This is a genomic window from Amycolatopsis thermalba (genome assembly GCF_023376025.1).
Classification (GTDB): domain Bacteria; phylum Actinomycetota; class Actinomycetes; order Mycobacteriales; family Pseudonocardiaceae; genus Amycolatopsis_E; species Amycolatopsis_E thermalba.
The window spans coordinates 2,457,686-2,475,838 of sequence record NZ_CP091196.1; the positions used below are offsets into that span (position 1 = coordinate 2,457,686).

20 protein-coding genes are annotated in these 18,153 nt (G+C 73.3%); 16 read left to right on the plus strand and 4 right to left on the minus strand.

Annotated features, from left to right (window positions below):
* The first annotated feature begins 1 nt into the window (after position 1).
* The 8 genes from L1857_RS12075 to L1857_RS12110 all read left to right on the plus strand — a co-directional run bounded on the left by L1857_RS12075 (position 2) and on the right by L1857_RS12110 (position 5,958).
* Positions 2–730, plus strand: coding sequence for an RDD family protein (locus L1857_RS12075; protein WP_116114176.1), 729 nt, complete (start codon positions 2–4; stop codon positions 728–730).
* Between the two features lie 4 nt (positions 731–734).
* Complete coding sequence (locus L1857_RS12080; RefSeq protein ID WP_249465128.1) at positions 735–1,151, plus strand: DUF2752 domain-containing protein; 417 nt, start codon at positions 735–737, stop codon at positions 1,149–1,151.
* 12 nt (positions 1,152–1,163) lie between these two features.
* On the plus strand, positions 1,164–1,919 hold the full coding sequence (gene recO / locus L1857_RS12085) for a DNA repair protein RecO (RefSeq protein WP_094008870.1): 756 nt from the start codon (positions 1,164–1,166) through the stop codon (positions 1,917–1,919).
* Between the two features lie 37 nt (positions 1,920–1,956).
* Positions 1,957–2,775, plus strand: a complete 819-nt coding sequence (locus L1857_RS12090; RefSeq protein ID WP_094008871.1) for an isoprenyl transferase — start codon at positions 1,957–1,959, stop codon at positions 2,773–2,775.
* The gene (locus L1857_RS12095) at positions 2,772–3,176 is read left to right on the plus strand and encodes a hypothetical protein (protein ID WP_094008872.1); all 405 of its coding nucleotides are present in this window, start codon (positions 2,772–2,774) and stop codon (positions 3,174–3,176) included. The genes L1857_RS12090 and L1857_RS12095 overlap by 4 nt, the downstream gene beginning before the upstream one ends.
* A gap of 620 nt (positions 3,177–3,796) precedes the next feature.
* Entirely contained in the window at positions 3,797–4,807 is a 1,011-nt protein-coding gene (locus tag L1857_RS12100; RefSeq protein ID WP_094008873.1) for a permease, read from the plus strand.
* Positions 4,804–5,163, plus strand: coding sequence for a hypothetical protein (locus L1857_RS12105; protein WP_094008874.1), 360 nt, complete (start codon positions 4,804–4,806; stop codon positions 5,161–5,163). Before L1857_RS12100 ends, L1857_RS12105 begins: the two co-directional genes overlap by 4 nt.
* Before the next feature lie 12 nt (positions 5,164–5,175).
* Entirely contained in the window at positions 5,176–5,958 is a 783-nt protein-coding gene (locus L1857_RS12110) for a TIGR03943 family putative permease subunit (RefSeq protein ID WP_094008875.1), read from the plus strand.
* Between the two features lie 181 nt (positions 5,959–6,139).
* Here L1857_RS12110 and L1857_RS12115 read toward each other — a convergent pair whose 3' ends face one another.
* Together L1857_RS12115 and L1857_RS12120 are read right to left on the minus strand one after the other, a co-directional pair.
* Complete coding sequence (locus L1857_RS12115) at positions 6,140–6,568, minus strand: Fur family transcriptional regulator (RefSeq protein WP_094008876.1); 429 nt, start codon at positions 6,566–6,568, stop codon at positions 6,140–6,142.
* The gene (locus L1857_RS12120) at positions 6,565–6,948 is read right to left on the minus strand and encodes an ArsR/SmtB family transcription factor (protein WP_094008877.1); all 384 of its coding nucleotides are present in this window, start codon (positions 6,946–6,948) and stop codon (positions 6,565–6,567) included. Before L1857_RS12120 ends, L1857_RS12115 begins: the two co-directional genes overlap by 4 nt.
* A gap of 172 nt (positions 6,949–7,120) precedes the next feature.
* Here L1857_RS12120 and L1857_RS12125 point away from each other — a divergent pair, with 172 nt between their 5' ends.
* Complete coding sequence (locus tag L1857_RS12125; protein WP_116113085.1) at positions 7,121–8,506, plus strand: glycine--tRNA ligase; 1,386 nt, start codon at positions 7,121–7,123, stop codon at positions 8,504–8,506.
* Between the two features lie 619 nt (positions 8,507–9,125).
* Here the strand turns inward: L1857_RS12125 and L1857_RS12130 are convergent.
* Positions 9,126–9,635: a GNAT family N-acetyltransferase gene (locus tag L1857_RS12130; RefSeq protein ID WP_116113083.1), complete on the minus strand. Its 510-nt coding sequence runs from the start codon at positions 9,633–9,635 to the stop codon at positions 9,126–9,128.
* A complete protein-coding gene (locus L1857_RS12135) occupies positions 9,632–10,180 on the minus strand; it encodes a helix-turn-helix domain-containing protein (protein ID WP_249467410.1) in 549 nt (182 codons plus the stop codon). The genes L1857_RS12130 and L1857_RS12135 overlap by 4 nt, the downstream gene beginning before the upstream one ends.
* 116 nt (positions 10,181–10,296) lie before the next feature.
* Between L1857_RS12135 and L1857_RS12140 the strand changes: the two genes are divergently transcribed.
* The 7 genes from L1857_RS12140 (at position 10,297) to L1857_RS12170 (ending at position 18,148) form a co-directional block, all read left to right on the plus strand.
* Entirely contained in the window at positions 10,297–11,217 is a 921-nt protein-coding gene (locus tag L1857_RS12140; RefSeq protein WP_249465132.1) for an ABC transporter ATP-binding protein, read from the plus strand.
* The gene (locus L1857_RS12145; RefSeq protein ID WP_116113075.1) at positions 11,214–11,942 is read left to right on the plus strand and encodes an ABC transporter permease; all 729 of its coding nucleotides are present in this window, start codon (positions 11,214–11,216) and stop codon (positions 11,940–11,942) included. Before L1857_RS12140 ends, L1857_RS12145 begins: the two co-directional genes overlap by 4 nt.
* Before the next feature lie 14 nt (positions 11,943–11,956).
* On the plus strand, positions 11,957–13,072 hold the full coding sequence (locus L1857_RS12150) for a sensor histidine kinase (protein ID WP_249465137.1): 1,116 nt from the start codon (positions 11,957–11,959) through the stop codon (positions 13,070–13,072).
* On the plus strand, positions 13,069–13,674 hold the full coding sequence (locus tag L1857_RS12155) for a response regulator transcription factor (RefSeq protein WP_116113070.1): 606 nt from the start codon (positions 13,069–13,071) through the stop codon (positions 13,672–13,674). Before L1857_RS12150 ends, L1857_RS12155 begins: the two co-directional genes overlap by 4 nt.
* 25 nt (positions 13,675–13,699) lie before the next feature.
* Positions 13,700–14,332 carry a YdcF family protein gene (locus L1857_RS12160; protein ID WP_094008885.1) on the plus strand — a complete coding sequence of 211 codons (633 nt, stop codon included), beginning with the start codon at positions 13,700–13,702 and terminating at the stop codon, positions 14,330–14,332.
* An 856-nt stretch (positions 14,333–15,188) separates the two neighbouring features.
* Positions 15,189–16,439 carry a deoxyguanosinetriphosphate triphosphohydrolase gene (locus L1857_RS12165; RefSeq protein WP_116113068.1) on the plus strand — a complete coding sequence of 417 codons (1,251 nt, stop codon included), beginning with the start codon at positions 15,189–15,191 and terminating at the stop codon, positions 16,437–16,439.
* 596 nt (positions 16,440–17,035) lie between these two features.
* Complete coding sequence (locus L1857_RS12170) at positions 17,036–18,148, plus strand: serpin family protein (RefSeq protein WP_116113065.1); 1,113 nt, start codon at positions 17,036–17,038, stop codon at positions 18,146–18,148.
* Positions 18,149–18,153 lie beyond the last annotated feature (5 nt).

Here is an 18,153-nt window from a genome sequence, read left to right on the forward strand (position 1 = left end):
AGTGACCAATCCCTACGGCCAGCCGGGCCAGCCACCTTACGGGCAGTACCCGCAGACCGGCCAGCAGCCCTACGGCCAGCCCTCGGGCGGGTTCCAGCAGCCGTACGGCCAGCCCGGCTATCCCCAGCCCGGTTACCCGCAGAGCCCGGCGTACGGGATGCCGCAGGGGCATCCGGGGCAGCCGCCGTACGGCCGCATCCCGCCGATGCCGGGACAGGCGCACATCGTCGTGCCGGGCTCGCAGATCCAGTTCCCGCACACGCCGCCGCTCGTGCTCGCCACGATGGGCAGCCGGTTCCTCGCCCGGATCGTGGACGGCCTGATCATCGCGGTGCCGCTGATGATCCTGGTGCTGGTCCTGCAGCTCGCGGTGCTCGCCGGTGACCCGGGCACGTGGTGGATCTTCCTGCTGTTCCTGCCGCTGACGTCGCTGTCCGTCCTGGTCTACGAGGGCACGATGCTCGCCACGCGCGGTGCGACGGTGGGCAAGAACGTGGCCGGCATCCGGATCGTCACCGAGCAGTCGGCGGGGCAGCCGGGCGCCGGGATCGGTGGCGGGCCCGCCTTCACCCGGTTGGCCACGATGGTGCTGCCGGGTCTCATCCCGTGCATCGGTGGCCTGGTCGAGCTGCTGGTGGTCCTCTCGCCGTTCTTCGACGAGCAGGCGCGGCAGGGCTGGCACGACAAAGCCGCGAAGACTTACGCCATTTCGACGAAGGCGCTGTACTGAAGTCATGACGGTGCGGCGGTCGTGGCGGAGCGTGCGGGTGACCCCCGCCGTGGCCGCGGCCGGTCTCGCGGCCGGCGCGGCGCTCGGCACGGGGGTGCTCCGGATCCCGTGCTGGTTCCACGCCCTGACCGGCCTGGACTGCCCGTTCTGCGGCGGGAGCCGGGCGCTGGGCGCGTTGTTGCACGGGGACGTCCTCGCGGCTCTGTCGTACAACGCGTTCGCGCTGGTGGTGCTTCTGCCGCTGGCGGTGGTCACGCTGGTCGACGCGGCGCGATGGGAGGCGGGGCGGGCCCGGCGGTGGTGGCCGGCCGGTGCCCGGGGGCGGTGGGTCACGCTGGTGGTCGTGGGCCTCGCGCTCGTGTGGTGGGTGGGGCGGAACCTGCCGTTCGCGCCGTTCACCGGGTTGTCCGCGTACGCGTGAGACCATGGGGACGTGAGTCTTTATCGCGACACCGGTGTGGTGCTGCGGGTCCACAAGCTGGGTGAGGCGGACCGCATCATCACCTTCCTCACGCGGCGCTACGGCAAGGTCCGGGCCGTCGCGAAGGGGGTGCGCCGCACGACGTCGCGGTTCGGGGCGCGGCTGGAGCCGTTCGGGCACGTCGACGTGCAGTTCTACACCGGCCGCACCCTGGACGTGATCACGCAGGTCCAGACGGTCGACGCGTTCGCGCTGCCGCTCGTGGGCGACTACCAGCGCTACACGGCGGCCAGCGCGATCGCCGAGACCGCCGACCGGCTCACCGTCGAGGAGGGTGAGCCGGCGATGCGGCTGTACCTGCTGGTCGTCGGGGCGCTGCGGGCGCTGGCCGACGGTCAGCGGGACGCCTCGCTGGTCCTGGACGCGTTCCTGCTGCGCGCGATGTCGTTCGCCGGGTGGGCGCCCGCCATCACCGAGTGCGCCCGCTGCGGCCTGCCCGGCCCGCACGCCGCGTTCAACGTGCAGGCCGGCGGCTCGCTGTGCGGCGACTGCCGGGTCGCGGGCTCGGTGCACCCGGCGCCGGAGGTGCTGGTCCTGCTGGAGTCGCTGCTGCACGGCGACTGGGACGTCGCGGAGGCGTCGGTCCCCGCGGCCCGCCGGGACGCCAGCGGCATCGTCGCCGCTCACCTGCAGTGGCACCTGGAGCGGCAGCTGAAGTCGTTGCCGCTCGTCGAGAGGCGTGCCAGGGAGCTCCAGCCGGGCAAGTAGGGTCGGAAGCCGCAACCCGAGGCAGTGGGAGGATCAGGTGCGGCTCAAGGCACGTGCGGTGAGTTCGGCTGCGGTGGAACTGCGGGCCCCGGACCCGCACCCGTCCGGCGCGAAGCCGCCGGCGATCCCCGCCGAGCTGGTGCCCAACCACGTCGCCCTCGTGATGGACGGCAACGGCCGCTGGGCCAACCAGCGCGGCCTGCCGCGGATCGAGGGGCACAAGCGCGGTGAGGCCGTGATGATCGACGTCGCCAGCGGCGCGGTCGAGCTGGGCGTCAAGTGGCTCTCGGTGTACGCGTTCTCGACGGAGAACTGGAAGCGCAGCCCCGACGAGGTGCGGTTCCTGATGGGCTTCAACCGCGACACGATCCGCCGTCAGGTCGACTACCTGGGCTCGATCGGCGTGCGGATCCGGTGGGCCGGGCGCGCGCCGCGGCTGTGGCGCAGCGTCATCAAGGAGCTGCAGGCCGCCGAGGAGAAGACCAGGCACAACACGCTCATGAACATGACGATGTGCGTGAACTACGGGGGACGCGCGGAGATCGTGGACGCGGCCCGTCAGGTGGCGCGGCTGGCCGCCGAGGGCAAGATCAACCCGGACAAGGTGGACGAGCGGATGCTCGCCAAGTACCTGTACCAGCCGGACATGCCCGACGTGGACCTGTTCCTGCGGCCCTCCGGTGAGCTGCGGACGTCGAACTTCATGCTCTGGCAGTCGGCCTACGCGGAGTTCGTGTTCCAGGACACGCTCTTCCCGGACTTCGACCGCCGCCAGCTGTGGGCGGCGTGCGAGGAGTACGCGCGCCGGGACCGCCGGTTCGGGGCCGCGGTGGACGCGGCGAAGGGGGCGTCGTGAACACGGAGGCGGCCGACACGGCGGAGCTGCTGAGCCGGGCCCGGGAAGCGCTCGAAACGTACCTGGAGGTCCACGTCGATGATGACGGTGCGCTGACGTTCTCCCACAACGGCGTGCCGTGCGTGGTGCAGTCGACGCAGCTCGCGGAGGGCCTGACGGTGCTCAGCCTGACCTGCGTGGTCGGCTGGGACCTGCCCGACGACCCGGCCTTCGCGGCGAAGGCGGCCGAGCGGGCGGGCCAGGGCCTGTTCGGAACGCTGGGGGTGCAGCACGCGGAGCGCGGGCTGGACCTGACGCTGCGGTACGCGTTCCCCGCGCAGGGGCTGGAGATCTCCGCGCTGGGGACCCTGCTGATGCTGGTGGTCTCGACGGCGTCCCAGCTGCGCTCCGAGCTGACCTGACCCCGGCCGGGGTGGTGTGAGCGGCAGCCGCTCTCGCTCGGCGGCCCCGCGCACCCGCTGCACGCTGAGACAGCGCGAAAGGACCGCCTCACCGAACGGCCCACCACGAACCGGCCCCTCACTCACGCGACCTCGCCGAGCTGGAGTGGCTGCGGGCTGCCTGTGCCGGTCACGCGACCGCGCCGGGCCGGAGCTGCCTGTGCCGGTCACACGGTCGCGCCGGGCCGGAGCTGCCTGTGCTGGTTACGCGACCGCGCCGGGCCGGAGCTGCCTGTGCCGGTCACACGGTCCCACGGAGCCGGAGCTGCCTCTGCCAGTCACACGGTCCCACGGAGCCGGAGCTACCTCTGCCACTCACGCGACCGCGCCGGGCCGCACCTGCCACCCACGCGACCTCGCCCAGCCAAGCGGCTACCCGCCGCGCGCCGGTCAGCATCAACCGCCTCTCGTCCCGGCCTGCCGCGGGTCCAGTGGCCACCCTCCCGCCCCAGCACGAACGGTCCACTCGCGCACCAAACTTCTCCACGAAATGGTCATCTCGTGCGCCTCACTACACGAGATGGTCCACTCGTCGACCCGGCCCGCCGTTCCTGTCGCCCGTCCCTGGCAGTATCGGCCCCGTGAGCGAAGTACTGGACCGAACCGAGCCCGAGGGCAAGCGGCGCCGGGGGCGGGTCACCTCCATCGAGGTGCTCTGCGCCCTCCTGATCGTCGCCGTCCTCGGGCAGGGCTGGCTGCGCGACGTGCTCGACGTGCCCGCCCTGCGGACCGGGTCCACGGTGTTCGTCGCGGTGTGCGTCCAGGCCCTGCCCTTCCTCGTGCTCGGCGTCCTGATCAGCGGGGCGATCGCGGCGTTCGTCCCGGCACGTGTCCTGCGCCGGGTCATCCCGCGGAACCAGGCGGGCGCGGTGGGCGTCGCGGGCCTGGCCGGCGTCGCCCTGCCCGGTTGCGAGTGCGCGTCGGTGCCGGTGGCGCGCCGCCTCATCGGCCAGGGGGTCGCCCCGGCCGCCGCGCTCACCTTCCTGCTCGCCGCCCCGGCGGTGAACCCGGTGGTGCTCGTCGCCACCGCGGTCGCCTTCCCCGGCGAGCCGGCGATGGTGCTCGCCCGGTTCCTCGGCTCCTTCGCGACCGCCGTCGTCATGGGCCTGCTCTGGGCGCGGTGGGGCAAGCTCGACTGGATCGTCCAGCGCGCCCTGGAACGGCTGCCCGAGGGCGGCGGGAAGTGGCGCACCTTCGCCGAAACCGCGCGCGCCGACCTGGTCGAGTCGGCCGGGTTCCTGGTGCTCGGCGCGCTCATCGCCGCCGCCATGAACGTCCTCGTGCCCGCCGCCTGGTTCGAGGTCCTGAGCAACCAGATCGTGCTGGGCGTGCTGGTGATGGCCGTCCTCGCGGTCGTGCTCGCCCTGTGCAGCGAGGCCGACGCGTTCGTGGCCGCCTCCCTCACCGCGCTCCCGCTGCTGCCGCGGCTGGTGTTCCTGGTGGTCGGCCCGGCGATCGACGTGAAGCTGTTCGCGCTGCAGGCGGGCACCTTCGGGCGCTCGTTCGCGGTACGGTTCGCCCCGGTGACGTTCGTCGTGGCGACCGCTTGCGCGGTGATCGTCGGGGTCCTCGTCCTGGGAGGTGCGAGATGATCCAGCAACAGCCACGGGCCGGGCTCGCGGTGGCATCGGCCGCGCTCGGCGCCGTCGGGGTCGTGATGGCCATGTCGGTGTGGGTGACCTGGGCGTTCGTCCGGCCGCGCGCCGGGGACGCGCTGCCGTCACCGCTGGCCGTCGTGCTCACGCTGGTGCTCGGCGCGCTGTGGGTCCTGATCCTGGTGATGGCGGTGCTGGCCGTCCTGTTCGGCGTCCTCAGCCGCGACGCCGCGGGTGGGCTGGCCCGGGCCGGGATCGCGTTCGGGGCGGTCGCTGCGCTGCTCGCGATGGCCGGTGCCGTCGCGTTCGTGGTCTCCGCGGCCGACTGGCTGACGATCGTGCCGGCACGGTAGGGGAGGGACCTGGTGCGTCGCGAAACGCAGAACATCCTGCTGGTGCTGCTCGGCGGGGCGCTGCTCAAGATCGGCATCAACGGCGACTACCTGCGCTACGTCAAACCCGCGCAGCAGCCGTGGGTGGTCGCCGGGGGCGCGGTGATCCTGCTGCTCGGCGCGGTCGCGATCGTCCGGGACGTGCTGACCGCCCGCCAGACCAGGACGGTCACCGGGGGACAGGACCACGACGACCCGGCGCGGTCGGCCACCCATCAGGCCGGGACGGACACCGCCGGGCACGACCACCACCACCCGGCGCGGTCGGCGTGGCTGCTGGTCGTCCCGGTGCTGGCGGTGTTCCTCGTCGCCCCGCCCGCGCTCGGCTCCGACTCGGTCATCCGCACCTCGGCGGGCGCGCCCCGCTCAGCGGTCGCCCAGGACGCCGCCGCCTTCCCACCGCTGCCGGCCGGGGACGTGGTGCCCCTGACCCTCACCGAGTTCGTCACCCGCGCCGGCTGGGACTCCCGCGGCTCGCTCAACGGCCGCACGGTCCGGCTGAGTGGTTTCGTCGTGCACGCGAAGGAGGGCGTCCTGCTGGCCCGGATGGTGATCCGGTGCTGCGCGGCCGACGCCTCCCCGATGACGGTCCGCCTGACCGGCCCACAAGCGGCCCGCTTCCCCGACGACAGCTGGCTGGAGGTGACAGGCCAACTCGTCCCCGGCACGGCAACCGCCGCGAACGGCTACACCCCGGACGTCACGGTCACCGCACTCCAGCCGATCCCCGCACCCCAGGACGCCTATGAGTACTAGCTCCCGCTGAGGGATGCCCGCGCCCCGCGCGGGGAGTGGTTCCGGCCCCGCCGCGGCTGACGAGGAACCGCGCCCAGCCACGGTTCCAGCCCCCGCGCGCCCCTGGGGCTGCGCCCGCGAACCCGGACAGCGTCGCCCGGCCACCACCCAGGCATCCGGCTACCCGGGCCGGCGACCGAACCTAGCTCCCCAACCGCTTCGTGCACTCCGCGCACGTGCCGACGATCTCCACCGTGTGCCGGATGTCCGAGAAGCCGTTGCCGGACGCGACCTTCTCCGCCCAGCGCTCCACCGCCGGACCCTCCACCTCCACCGTGAAACCGCAGTGCCGGCAGACCAGGTGATGATGGTGGTGCGTCGAGCAGCGGCGGTAGATCGCCTCGCCGGACTCGGTTCGCAGCACGTCCACCTCGCCGGCCTCGGACAGGGACTGCAGCGTCCGGTACACCGTGGTCAGGCCGATGCCGTCGCCACGTTTGCGCAGCTCGTCGTGCAGTTCCTGCGCCGACCGGAAGTCGTCGACCTCCGACAGCAGGTCGACCACGGCCGCGCGCTGCTTCGTCGACCGGCGGCCGGGCACCGGCGCCCGGCGAACCTCGCTACTCGTCATGAACCCTCCTGGACGTGGGCCACCGCGTCCATCACGATGTGCGCCAGATGATCGTCCACGAGCCGGTAGACCACCTCACGGCCCCGGCGCTCACCTCGCACCACACCGGCCGCCTTGAGCACGCGCAGATGCTGGCTGATCAACGGCTGCGCCACGTCGAGCGCGTCGACCAGCTCGTGCACGCACCGGTCGGCGTCCCGCAGCTGGAGCACGATCGCGATGCGCACCGGCGCCGACAGGGCCCGCAGCAGCTCACCGGCCTCGGACAGCGTCGCGGCGGGCTGGGGCGGCGTGCGTGGCTTCAGCTCGTCGGCGGCGTGGACCTGGTCGGCGTCGTCGGGCAATCCGGGCAACGCGGCGTCCGGACGAGCCATCGGCATAGCCATCTCCAGCCTCGTGTCAGTCGGTATCACCCCATCCTAGTGTTCTCCCGGTAGTGGTTGCCGTTATCGCCTCCCCCTCGCCATGTCAAGCCCCGCGCCGGGCCGCGACGAGGGCCGGATACGCTGAACGGAACCGATAACCGTCCCCGCATCTGATGGAGAGCGTGGAGTGCCCGCCAACATTGAGACCGTCGTCAGCCTGTGCAAGCGTCGTGGCTTCGTCTTCCCGAGCGGGGAGATCTACGGCGGAACCCGGTCGGCGTGGGACTACGGACCGCTCGGCGTCGAGCTCAAGGAGAACATCAAGCGCCAGTGGTGGCGCACGATGGTCCAGAGCCGCGACGACGTCGTCGGCCTCGACTCCTCCGTGATCCTGCCCCGCCAGGTGTGGGTGGCCTCCGGTCACGTCAACGCCTTCCACGACCCGCTCGTCGAGTGCACCGCGTGCCACCGCCGCTTCCGCTCCGACCAGCTGGCCGAGGACTACAGCGCCCGCACCGGCAAGGAGACCTCCGAGGACGACCTGTCCGACGTCCCCTGCCCGAACTGCGGCACCCGCGGCCAGTACACGCCGCCGCGCGAGTTCAACATGATGCTCAAGACGCACCTGGGCCCGGTCGAGTCCGAGGAGGGCCTGCACTACCTCCGCCCGGAGACCGCGCAGGGCATCTTCGTGAACTTCCTCAACGTGCTGACCACGTCGCGGAAGAAGCCGCCGTTCGGCATCGGCCAGATCGGCAAGTCGTTCCGCAACGAGATCACGCCCGGCAACTTCATCTTCCGCACCCGCGAGTTCGAGCAGATGGAGATGGAGTTCTTCGTCGAGCCGGGCGAGGACGAGCGCTGGCACCAGTACTGGATCGACCTGCGCACCGAGTGGTACACCGACCTCGGCATCAACCGCGGCAACCTGCGGCACTACGAGCACCCGAAGGAGAAGCTGTCGCACTACTCGAAGCGCACCGTCGACATCGAGTACCGCTTCGGTTTCTCCGCCGGCCAGGAGTGGGGTGAGCTCGAGGGCATCGCGAACCGCACCGACTTCGACCTCACCACGCACTCCAACCACTCCGGCGTCGACCTGGCCTACTTCGACCAGGCCACCAAGGAGCGCTACCGGCCGTTCGTCATCGAGCCGGCCGCCGGTGTGGGCCGCCCGATGATGGCGTTCCTGCTGGACGCCTACCACGAGGACGAGGTGCCCAACGCCAAGGGCGGCGTCGACAAGCGCGTCGTGCTCAAGCTCGACCCGCGCCTGGCGCCGTTCAAGGTCGCGGTGCTGCCCCTGTCCCGCAACGCCGACCTGACGCCGAAGGCGAAGGACCTGGCCGCCCAGCTGCGCCGCAACTGGAACGTCGACTTCGACGACGCCGGCTCGATCGGCAAGCGCTACCGCCGCCAGGAGGAGGTCGGCACCCCGTTCTGCGTCACCGTGGACTTCGACACGCTCGAGGACCAGGCCGTGACGGTGCGGGAGCGCGACAGCATGCAGCAGGAGCGCGTGGCGATCGACAAGGTGGAGGCCTACCTCGCCGCCCGGCTCCCCGGCTGCTGACGAAGACCGTTCGAAAGCCCTGGTCACGCACTGTGTGACCAGGGCTTTTCGGTATGCGGGTGGAATCGGCGCCGGCGCGCCGTCGCGCGCATCCGCCGGCGCCCTGGTCACGACCGCACCCGGGCCGCGCGAGCCGCGACCGCCCCGGGAGTGCGCGAGCCGCTACCGCGGCGGGCCGGGCGAGCCACCACCCGTGGCCGCGATGCGCGCGGGCCGCGGCGGGCGAGCCGCCCACTGCGGCGCGGGGTGCGCGAGCCGCCCACCGTGGCCGGGCGGGCGAGGCCGCGACGCGGCCGGGGTGCGCGAGCCGCTACCGCGGCCGGGGTGCGCGAGCCGCCCACTGCGGCGCGGGGTGCGCGAGTCGCCCACCGTGGCCGGGCGGGCGAGGCCGCTACCGCGGCCGCGACGCGCGAGCCGCTACCGCGGCCGCGACGCGCGAGCCGCTACCGCGGCCGCGACGCGCGAGCCGCTACCGCGGCCGCGACGCGCGAGCCGCTACCGCGGCCAGGGCCCGTCAGCCGCCACTGCGGCCGGTCACCACACCGCCCGGCCCGCCACCGTGCTCACCCGGCGGCGTCGCCGGCCGCACCCGAGGGCTCCCCAGGTGCGGTCGCTGGGCTCAGAGCCTCCTGAAGTAGAACGTCGTCGGCTTCAGCGTCCCTGCCGGGTCGGCGGCGTAGTCCGGCACCGTGCCGGCCTCCGTCCAGCCCGCCGACTCATACAGCCGCGACGCGGGGCTGCCGGTCTCCGTGTCCAGCACCAGCAGCGTGATCCCGGCCCCACGAGCGCCGCGTTCGGCCTCCGTCAGCAGTGCCCGGCCCAGCCCGCGGCCCCGTGCGTCGCGGTGGACCAGCAGTTTCGCCAGCTCCGCGCGGTGCGGCGCGTTCGGCAACCGGGCCGGCCGGACCTGCACCGTGCCCACCAGGCGGGAGCCGTCCCACGCCGCCCAGACCAGGACGCGCCCCTCGGCCACCTCACCGGCCAGCTCCTTCCACCACGCCTCGGCCGCCGACGCCTCGAGCGGTGCCAGGAACCCGACGGACGCGCCGCCGTTGGTGCAGTCGGCGAGCACCTCCGCCAGCGCGGGCACCGCGTCGGCGAACTCCGCCGCGGACAGTCGCGTGATCACGGCATCACCAGGACCAGCAGGTAACGGGCCGCCTCGGGACCTGAACACCGGAACCGCGTCGGCCCCCACAGCCGGAACCGCAGGCAGTCACCGGGGCCCAGCGCGTGCGTCTCGCCCTCGACGGTCAGCTCCAGGGTCCCCTCGAGCACCCACACGTGCTGCTCCAGCCCGGGCACGGACGGCGCGTCGTACCGGATGTCCGCCCCCGGTCGCAGCGTGCCCTCGACGACCTCGGCCCGCAGCGCCGGGTGCGGCGGCGACACCGAACGGCGCACGAACCCGCTGTCCTCGTCGGTCCACACGCTCTGCGCCGAAGCCCGCACGACCTGCGCGCCCTCGGCCTCCACCTCGGTCAGCAGGCGCGACATCGGCCGCTCGTACACGGTGCACAGCTTGCCCAGCAGGGACGCGGTCGGGCTGATCTCGCCGCGTTCCACCCGGGACAGCGTCGACCGGCTGATTCCCGAGCGGTCCGCGAGGTCGTCGAGCGACCAGCCCCGTTGCGCCCGCAGCTCCGCCAGGCGCGCGGCCAGGCGATCCTCCATCGTTCTCACATCGGGGAGCATATCCCATATCTGGGAAACGAGCCCTGACACTTGTCACGGTCAGGTCGTGACGCTCGGCCTGCGAACCGCGGCCGTCGCGGCGGCACGCTGAGCACATGGACGGAACACAGACCCTGACCCGGGCCGCGGTGCGGCTGTCGGGCCTGCGCAAACACTACGGCGAGGTGCGTGCCGTGGACGGTGTCGACCTCACCATCGCACCGGGCGAGGTGGTCGCGCTGCTCGGCCCGAACGGCGCCGGGAAGTCGACGACCGTCGACATGCTGCTCGGCCTGACCACCCCCGATTCCGGTGAGGTGTCGATCTTCGGCGCGACCCCGGCCGAGGCCGTGTCCCGCGGCGCGATCGGCGCCATGCTCCAGGGCGCCGCGCTGCTGGACGACGCGACCGTCGGCGAAATGGTCGGCATGATCGCTTCGCTGCACCGCAAGCCGATGCCCGTTGCCGAGGCCCTGCGCCGTGCGGGCATCGAGGACCTGGCGAACCGGCGCGGCACCAAGCTCTCCGGCGGCCAGAAGCAGCGCGTGCGGTTCGCCGTGGCCCTCGTCAGCGACCCGGACCTGCTCGTCCTCGACGAGCCGACCGCCGCGATGGACGTCCCGAGCCGGCGCGAGTTCTGGAAGTCCATGCACGCCTACACCAACACCGGCCGCACCGTGCTGTTCGCGACGCACTACCTGGAGGAGGCCGAGGAGTACGCCGACCGCGTGGTGCTGATGCGCGCCGGGCGGATCGTCGCGGACGGCTCCGTCGCGGAGGTGCGCGCCCTGGCCAGCGGCCGCACCCTGCGCGCCGCCGTACCGGGCGCCACCGCGGCGGCGGTCGCGGACCTGCCCGGCGTCACCGAACACGAGGTGCGCGGCGGCCGGATCGCGGTGTCCACATCGGACTCGGATGCCACCCTGCGGGCCCTGCTGGCCCGCTTCCCGGACGCGCACGACATCGAGATCACCGCGATCGGGCTGGAAGGCGCCTTCCTCACCCTGACCGCCGACGACGAGGAGGACCAGCGATGAGCCTGAAGTTCCTGACCCTGGAGATCCGCCGCGTGCTGCGCTCGACGCGGTTCCTGGTCTTCACGGTGGCGTTCCCGGCGCTGATGTTCCTGCTCTACGTCGGCATCTTCGCCCACGGCGACCAGGACGCCGTCGCGCCGCTGATGGTCGGCATGACATCGTTCGGCGCCATGTCGGCGGCGCTGTTCATCGGCACCCGGGTGGCCGTCGAGCGCAAGGCCGGCTGGCAGCGGCAGCTGCGGCTGACCCCGCTCACCGGCGCCGGCTACCTCACCGCGAAGGCCGCGACGGGCCTGACGCTCGCGCTCGCGCCGGTGGTCCTCGTGCCGCTGGTCGGGGCGCTCACGCAGGGCGTGTCCCTGGACGTGGGCAGCTGGCTGCGGGTCACCCTGGGGGTGTGGCTCGCCGCGATCCCGTTCGCGCTGATCGGGCTGCTCATCGGGCAGGTCGGCACGGCCGACTCGGTCCAGCCGATCACGCAGCTGGTCATGCTGCCGATGGCCCTGCTGGGCGGCATCTTCATCCCGATCGAGGCGATGCCGCACTGGCTGCTGCAGATCTCGCACGCGCTGCCCAGCTACTGGATGGCGCAGGTCGGCCGCGGCACGGTGACCACCGACCTGACCACCAGCCTCGGCCAGGACGTGCTGTGGCTGGCGGCGTGGACCGTGGCCGTCGGGATCGCCGTGGTCCGGCGCTACCGTAAGGACTCCGCGCGGGTGTGATGGGGAGAAGCACGGTGGCCGACGACAGGGCGCAGTGGTGGAACGAGCACGCCGCCGGACGGCCCAGCCCGAAGTTCGTGCGCCGCTGGCCGCTGGCCGGGACGATCTTCTACCTGGCCAGCGCCGTGCCGGTCGGCCAGCGCCTGGACCCGCTGCTCATCGTGCTGCTGGTGGCCTACGGCGCCACCTACGTGAGCTTCCCGTACTTCCTGCTGTCGAACCGCCGGTTGCGGGTCCGGTTGCCGTTCGCGGTGCTGATGCTCGCGCTCGGGTGGGCGGTGCTGCTCCAGGGCACCAGCATCTACATGCTCCTCTACGCCACGCTCGCGATCGCGATGAGCATGCCGCCCGGATGGGTGCTGGTGTTCGACGGCGCGGCGCTCGCCGGGTGCGGGGTGCTGCTGCTCGTCCACGACAACGTGCCGGGCACGCCGTCGGACATCGGCGCCGTCGTGGGCCTCACCACGACGGCGTTCTTCATGGGCCGGCTGTCCCAGACCGTGCGGCGGCTCCGGCGGGCCAACGAGGAGATCGCCGTGCTGGCCGTGAGCGCGGAACGGGAACGGCTGGCGCGGGACCTGCACGACATCCTCGGCCACAGCCTCACCACCATCGCGGTCAAGGCCGGCCTGGCGCGGCGGCTGATCGAGACCGCGGCCGACCCGGGCCGGGCGGTCAGCGAGATCCGCGAGGTCGAGGGGCTGGCGCGCAGCGCGTTGTCGGACGTCCGCGCGACGGTGTCGGAGTACCGCGAGGTGTCGCTGTCGGCCGAGCTGGTGGGGGCGCGCGCGGCGCTGCGGGCCGCGGAGATCGAGGCGGAGCTGCCGAGCGCGGTGGACAACGTGCGGCCGGAGCTGCAGAGCGTCTTCGGGTACGTGCTGCGGGAGGCGGTGACCAACGTGCTGCGGCATTCCGCCGCGACCCGGGTCAAGGTACGGCTGGGGCGGAACTGGATGGAGATCTCCGACAACGGCCGCGGCGGCGAGCCGGACAGGGCGGGCAACGGGTTGCGCGGGCTGGCGGAGCGCCTGGCCGAGCTGGGTGGCACGCTGCAGGTCCGGGCGCGGCCCGGGGAGGGGTTCCAGTTGCGGGCCGAGGTGCCCGTGGCGACGCCGGTGGAGGTTGCGTGATCCGGGTGCTGCTGGCCGACGACCAGGCGATGGTGCGGGGCGCGCTGGCGACCGTGCTCGGCCTGGAGCCGGACATCGAGGTGGTCGGCCAGGTCGGGTCGGGCGACGAGGTGCTGGCCGCGGCGACGGAGACCGCGCCGGACGTGGCGCTGCTCGACGTCCAGATGCCGGGCAAGGACGGCCTGACCGCGGCTGCCGAGCTGCACGCGGCGCTGCCGTCGTGCGGGATCATCGTGTGCACGACGTTCGGCAGGCCCGGGTACCTCGCGCGGGCGATGGCCGCGGGGGCGGCCGGGTTCGTGGTGAAGGACTCGCCGCCGGAACAGCTCGTCGACGCGGTCCGCCGGGTCCACACCGGACTGCGCGTGGTCGACCCGGCGCTGGCCGCCGAGTCGCTGGCGACCGGGGCGAGCCCGCTGACGCCACGGGAGCACGAGGTGCTGCGGGCGGCCGGCGACGGCGGCACGGTGTCCGATGTGGCCCGGCGCCTGCACCTGTCCGAGGGGACCGTGCGCAACCACCTGTCCGCCGCGATCGGCAAGACCGGCGCCCGCACGCGGGCCGAGGCGGTCCGGTTGGCGGAGGAGCGCGGCTGGCTGTGAGGGCCCGTCTGGGAGGATGGCCGGGATGGGTGATCGGGTGAGCTGGGTGCGCCGGGCCGTGCTGGGCACGGTGCTGGTGCTGGTGATGGTGGTCGGCGGGACGGCGTTCCGGGTGTGGCAGGTCGCGCGCGAGGACGACCGCACGCACGCCGACGCGATCGTGGTGCTCGGCGCGGCGCAGTACAACGGGAAGCCGTCGCCGATCTTCCAGGCGCGGCTGAAGCACGCGATGCAGCTGTACGAGGACGGGGTGGCCGAGAAGATCGTCACCGCGGGCGGCAACAAGGCCGGCGACGCCTACACCGAGGCGACGGCCGGGGCGAACTGGCTGATCGAGCAGGGCGTGCCACGCTCGGCGACGCTGGCGGTCGGCGAGGGCAGCGACACGCTCGGCAGCCTGCGCGCGGTGGCCGGCGTGTTCGGCGAGCGGGGCTGGCGGACCGCGGTGCTCGTCAGCGACCCGTGGCACTCCCTGCGGGCCCGCACGATGGCCAACGACGCGGGCCTGCAGACGTGGACCTCGCCGACGCACAGCGGGCCCATCGTGCAGACCCGGGAGACGCAGTTCGCCTACATCTACCGGGAGACCGGGGCGCTGCTGTTCTACCGGCTGACCAAGACCCCGGCGGACAACATCGGCGGGACGGGGTTGGGCTGAGGTTCGGGGAGGTAACCCCGGCGGGCTCGGTCTTCGGGGCCGGCTCCCGCTGGACTCCGCCGGCACCGGCTGTGTCTTCGGCGCTGGGCCGCGGGACTGTTCGGTGCTGGTCCGCGGGACTGGCCGCCCCCGGTTCGTCCCACCGCACCCAGCCCTCACTGGCTGCGGTTTCGGCGCCGGTCGGGGCCGCGGGACTGGTCGCCCTGTTCTTTCGACCTCGGCTGCGCTCGTGGGTGGGGTGCGGCGGCTGGAACGGCCGTCCCCGGTTCACCGCCGCAGCCTGCCCTCACGGGCTGTGTCTTCGGCGCTGGTCCGGCCGCGAGGCCGGTCACCCTCTACCCAGGGCTGCGCTCGTGGGTGGGGTGCGGCGGCTGGAACGGCCGTCCCCGGTTCACCGCCGCAGCCTGCCCTCACGGGCTGTGTCTTCGGCGCTGGTCCGGCCGCGAGGCCGGTCACCCTCTACCCAGGGCTGCGCTCGTGCGTGCGGCGCGGCGGCTGGAAGGGCCGTCCCCCGGTTCACCCGGCCGCAGGCTGCCCTCGCTGGCTGTGTCTTCGGGGCCGCGAGGCGGGTCCCCTTTACCCCCGGCTGTGCTCGTGGGTGCGGTGCGGCGGTTGAAAGGCCGTCCCCGGTTCACCGCGCCGCAGCCCGCCCTCACCGGCTGTGTCTTCGGCGCCGGTCCGGGCCGCGAGGCCGGTCACCCTCTACCCCCCGCCGCGCACGTGGGTGCGGCGCGCCCGCCGGACCCACCGTCCCCGGCTTCCAGTCGCGCCCGCACGAGTGCGCATCTCGTGTGTCCTGGTCAGAACCCTGCCCACGAGCCCCGGAATTGTCGGTGGGTGCCCGTAGAGTTGCGGGGTGTACAGCGAGCACGATCGACAGCGGTGGCTCGGCGAAGCGCCGAAGCGGGCGGCGCTCACCGGGTCGCGGCCGGACGGCCGGAGTGCGTTCGCGCGGGACCGGGCGCGCGTCCTGCACTCCGCGGCGCTGCGCCGGCTGGCGGGCAAGACCCAGGTGGTGGGGCCTGGGGAGGGCGCCGAGGTCAGCGGGGTGCCGCGCACGCGGTTGACGCACTCGCTGGAGGTCGCGCAGATCGGGCGCGGCATCGCCGAGGAGCTGGGGGCCGATCCGGACCTGGTGGACACGGCGGGGCTGGCGCACGACATCGGGCACCCGCCGTTCGGGCACAACGGCGAGCGGGCGCTCGACGAGGTGGCGCAGGTGTGCGGCGGGTTCGAGGCGAACGCGCAGACGCTGCGCATCCTCACCCGGCTGGAGCCGAAGGTCGGCTCGGCCGGGCTGAACCTGACGCGCGCGTGCCTCGACGCGGCGACGAAGTACCCGTGGCCGCGGCGGCCGGGCACGGCGAAGTTCGGGGTGTACGACGACGACCGGGAGGTGTTCGACTGGATGCGGGAGGGTGCGCCGGAGGGCCGCACCTGCCTGGAGGCGCAGATCATGGACTGGGCCGACGACGTGGCGTACTCGGTGCACGACGTCGAGGACGGCGTGCTGGCGGGCCGGTTGTCGTTGTCGGTGCTGGCCGACCCGGGGGAGCGGGCGGCGGTGGCCGAGCTGGCGGCCAAGCACTTCTCACGGCTGTCGGTGTCAGCGCTGGAGGGTGCCGCGCGTGACCTGCTCGATTTGCCCGTCGTGGCCGAGCTGGCGCGGCCCGGTTTCGACTCGACGCCGCAGGGGCAGATCGCGCTGAAGCGGATGACGAGCGAGCTGGTCGGCCGGTTCGCGTCCGCCGCGGTCACCGGAACGCGCGCGGAGCACGGCGACGGCCCTCTCACCCGCTACGACGCGTGCCTGGTGATGCCCGAACGCGTGGCGGCGGAGGTCGCGCTGTTGAAGGCGCTGGCGCTGCGGTACGTCATGAGCGACCCGCGCAGGCTGGCCATGCAGGCCGGCCAGCGCGAAATGCTGGCCGAACTGGTGACGATCCTGGCCGAGCGCGCGCCGGACCCGCTGGAAGCCGCGTTCCACCCCGCCTGGCACGCCGCCCCGGACGACCCCGCGCGGCTCCGCGTGGTGATCGACCAGGTCGCCTCCCTGACGGACGCCCAGGCGCACGCCTGGCACCGCTGGCACACCGGGCGCCACTGAGGCCCCGGCCGTGACGTGCCGGCCGTTCCCGGCCGGGCGTGAGACGCTGTCGGCGGCCGTTGGGTTGTCCACAGGGAACGCTGCGACGGCCAGGCGCACGCCTGGCACCGCTGGCACACCGGGCGCCACTGAGGCCCCGGCCGTGACGTGCCGGCTGCTCCCAGCCGGGCGTGAGACGCTGTCGGCGGCCGTTGGGTTGTCCGCACGGAATGTGCGACGGCCAGGCGCACGCCTGGCACCGCTGGCACACCGGACGCCACTGAGCCCCCGCCGTGACGTGCCGGCCGCTCCCAGCCGGGCGCGAGACGCTGCTGGCGGCGGTTGGGTTCTCCGCATGGAATGCTTGCGGCGAGAAGGCGCGTCGACCGATTCCCGGTGGCTGGCCGGGCGCCGGTGGGATTGCCCGCCACCGGCGGTCGCCGGTCGCCGTCGTGCGCTGGCGATACCCAGCTCCGCTCATCGCCACTGGCCGTGGCCGACGCCGCGCCGGCTCGCCCGGTCCCGGCCTCCCGCCGGAAGCGAAGCGGTGTCACCCACGTGCGCCCCATGCCCGCGCCCCACCGAACCTCGGCCTCCCGTCCGGTAGCGTCGGGGGCGTGACCACGCCGGAACGTGAGCATCTGCGCTTCAGCCTCGCGGTGCACCGGGTCGTCGGTGGCGACGGGGGCGACTCGGTGGTCTCGCCGTACTCGATCGCCAGCGCACTGGGCCTCGCGAGCCAGGCCGCGGACGGCCCGGCCGCCGAGGAGCTGCTCCGGCTCCTCACCGGCGGCGACCCGGACATCGCCAAGCAGGCCGACCTCCTCCGCGCCGCCGCGACGCTCGACAACACCACCCGGCAGGAGGACCCGGTCCTCGCCGTCGCCAACACGCTCTGGGCCTGGGACCAGCTGCCCGTCCGCGACACCTTCCTCGCCGACCTCGCGGGCTGGCCGGGCGCGAGCACCAAGACCGCCCCGTTCGTCGCCGACCCGGACCGCGCCCGCCGCGCCATCAACGCCGACGTCGCCGAAACCACCCGCGACCTCATCCCGGAACTGCTGCCCCCGGACTCGGTCGGCCCGGACACCGTCGCCAGCCTGGTCAACGCCCTCTACCTCAAGGCCGCCTGGCAGCACCCGTTCCGCGACGCCAACACCCGCGACGAGCAGTTCCACAGCCCGGCCGGCCCGCGCCGCGTCAAGATGATGCGCCAGTCCGAACACCTCGGCTACGCGCACCAGGACGGCTGGCAGGTCGTCGAGCTGCCGGCCGCCGGCGTCACCGCCACGGTCCTGCTGCCCGACGGCGACCTCGCCGACCAGGAACCGCACCTCGACGACGCGAAACTGGCCACCCTGCTCGCCGCGCCCCGGCGCGTCCAGCTCGACCTGCGCCTGCCGAAGATCGACCTCGACCGCCCCGCCGACCTCACCGGCGCCCTCAAACAGCTGGGCGTGCGCACCCTGTTCGAGCCCGGCGCGTCCCCGCTCGGCCGCCTCACCCCGGACCCGCGCGCGTTCGTCTCGGCCGTCCAGCACCAGTCCGTCCTCGAGCTCGACGAGCAGGGCCTGGAGGGCGCCGCCGCCACCGCGGTCATGATCCGCACCCTGTCCATGGTCACCCCGGCCGACCCGGTCGAGGTGCGCGTCGACCGGCCTTTCCTGCTCCTCGTGCGGCACGCCCGGACCGGTGTGGTCTACTTTTTCGCCCGCGTAGTCGAGCCCTGAGGGTG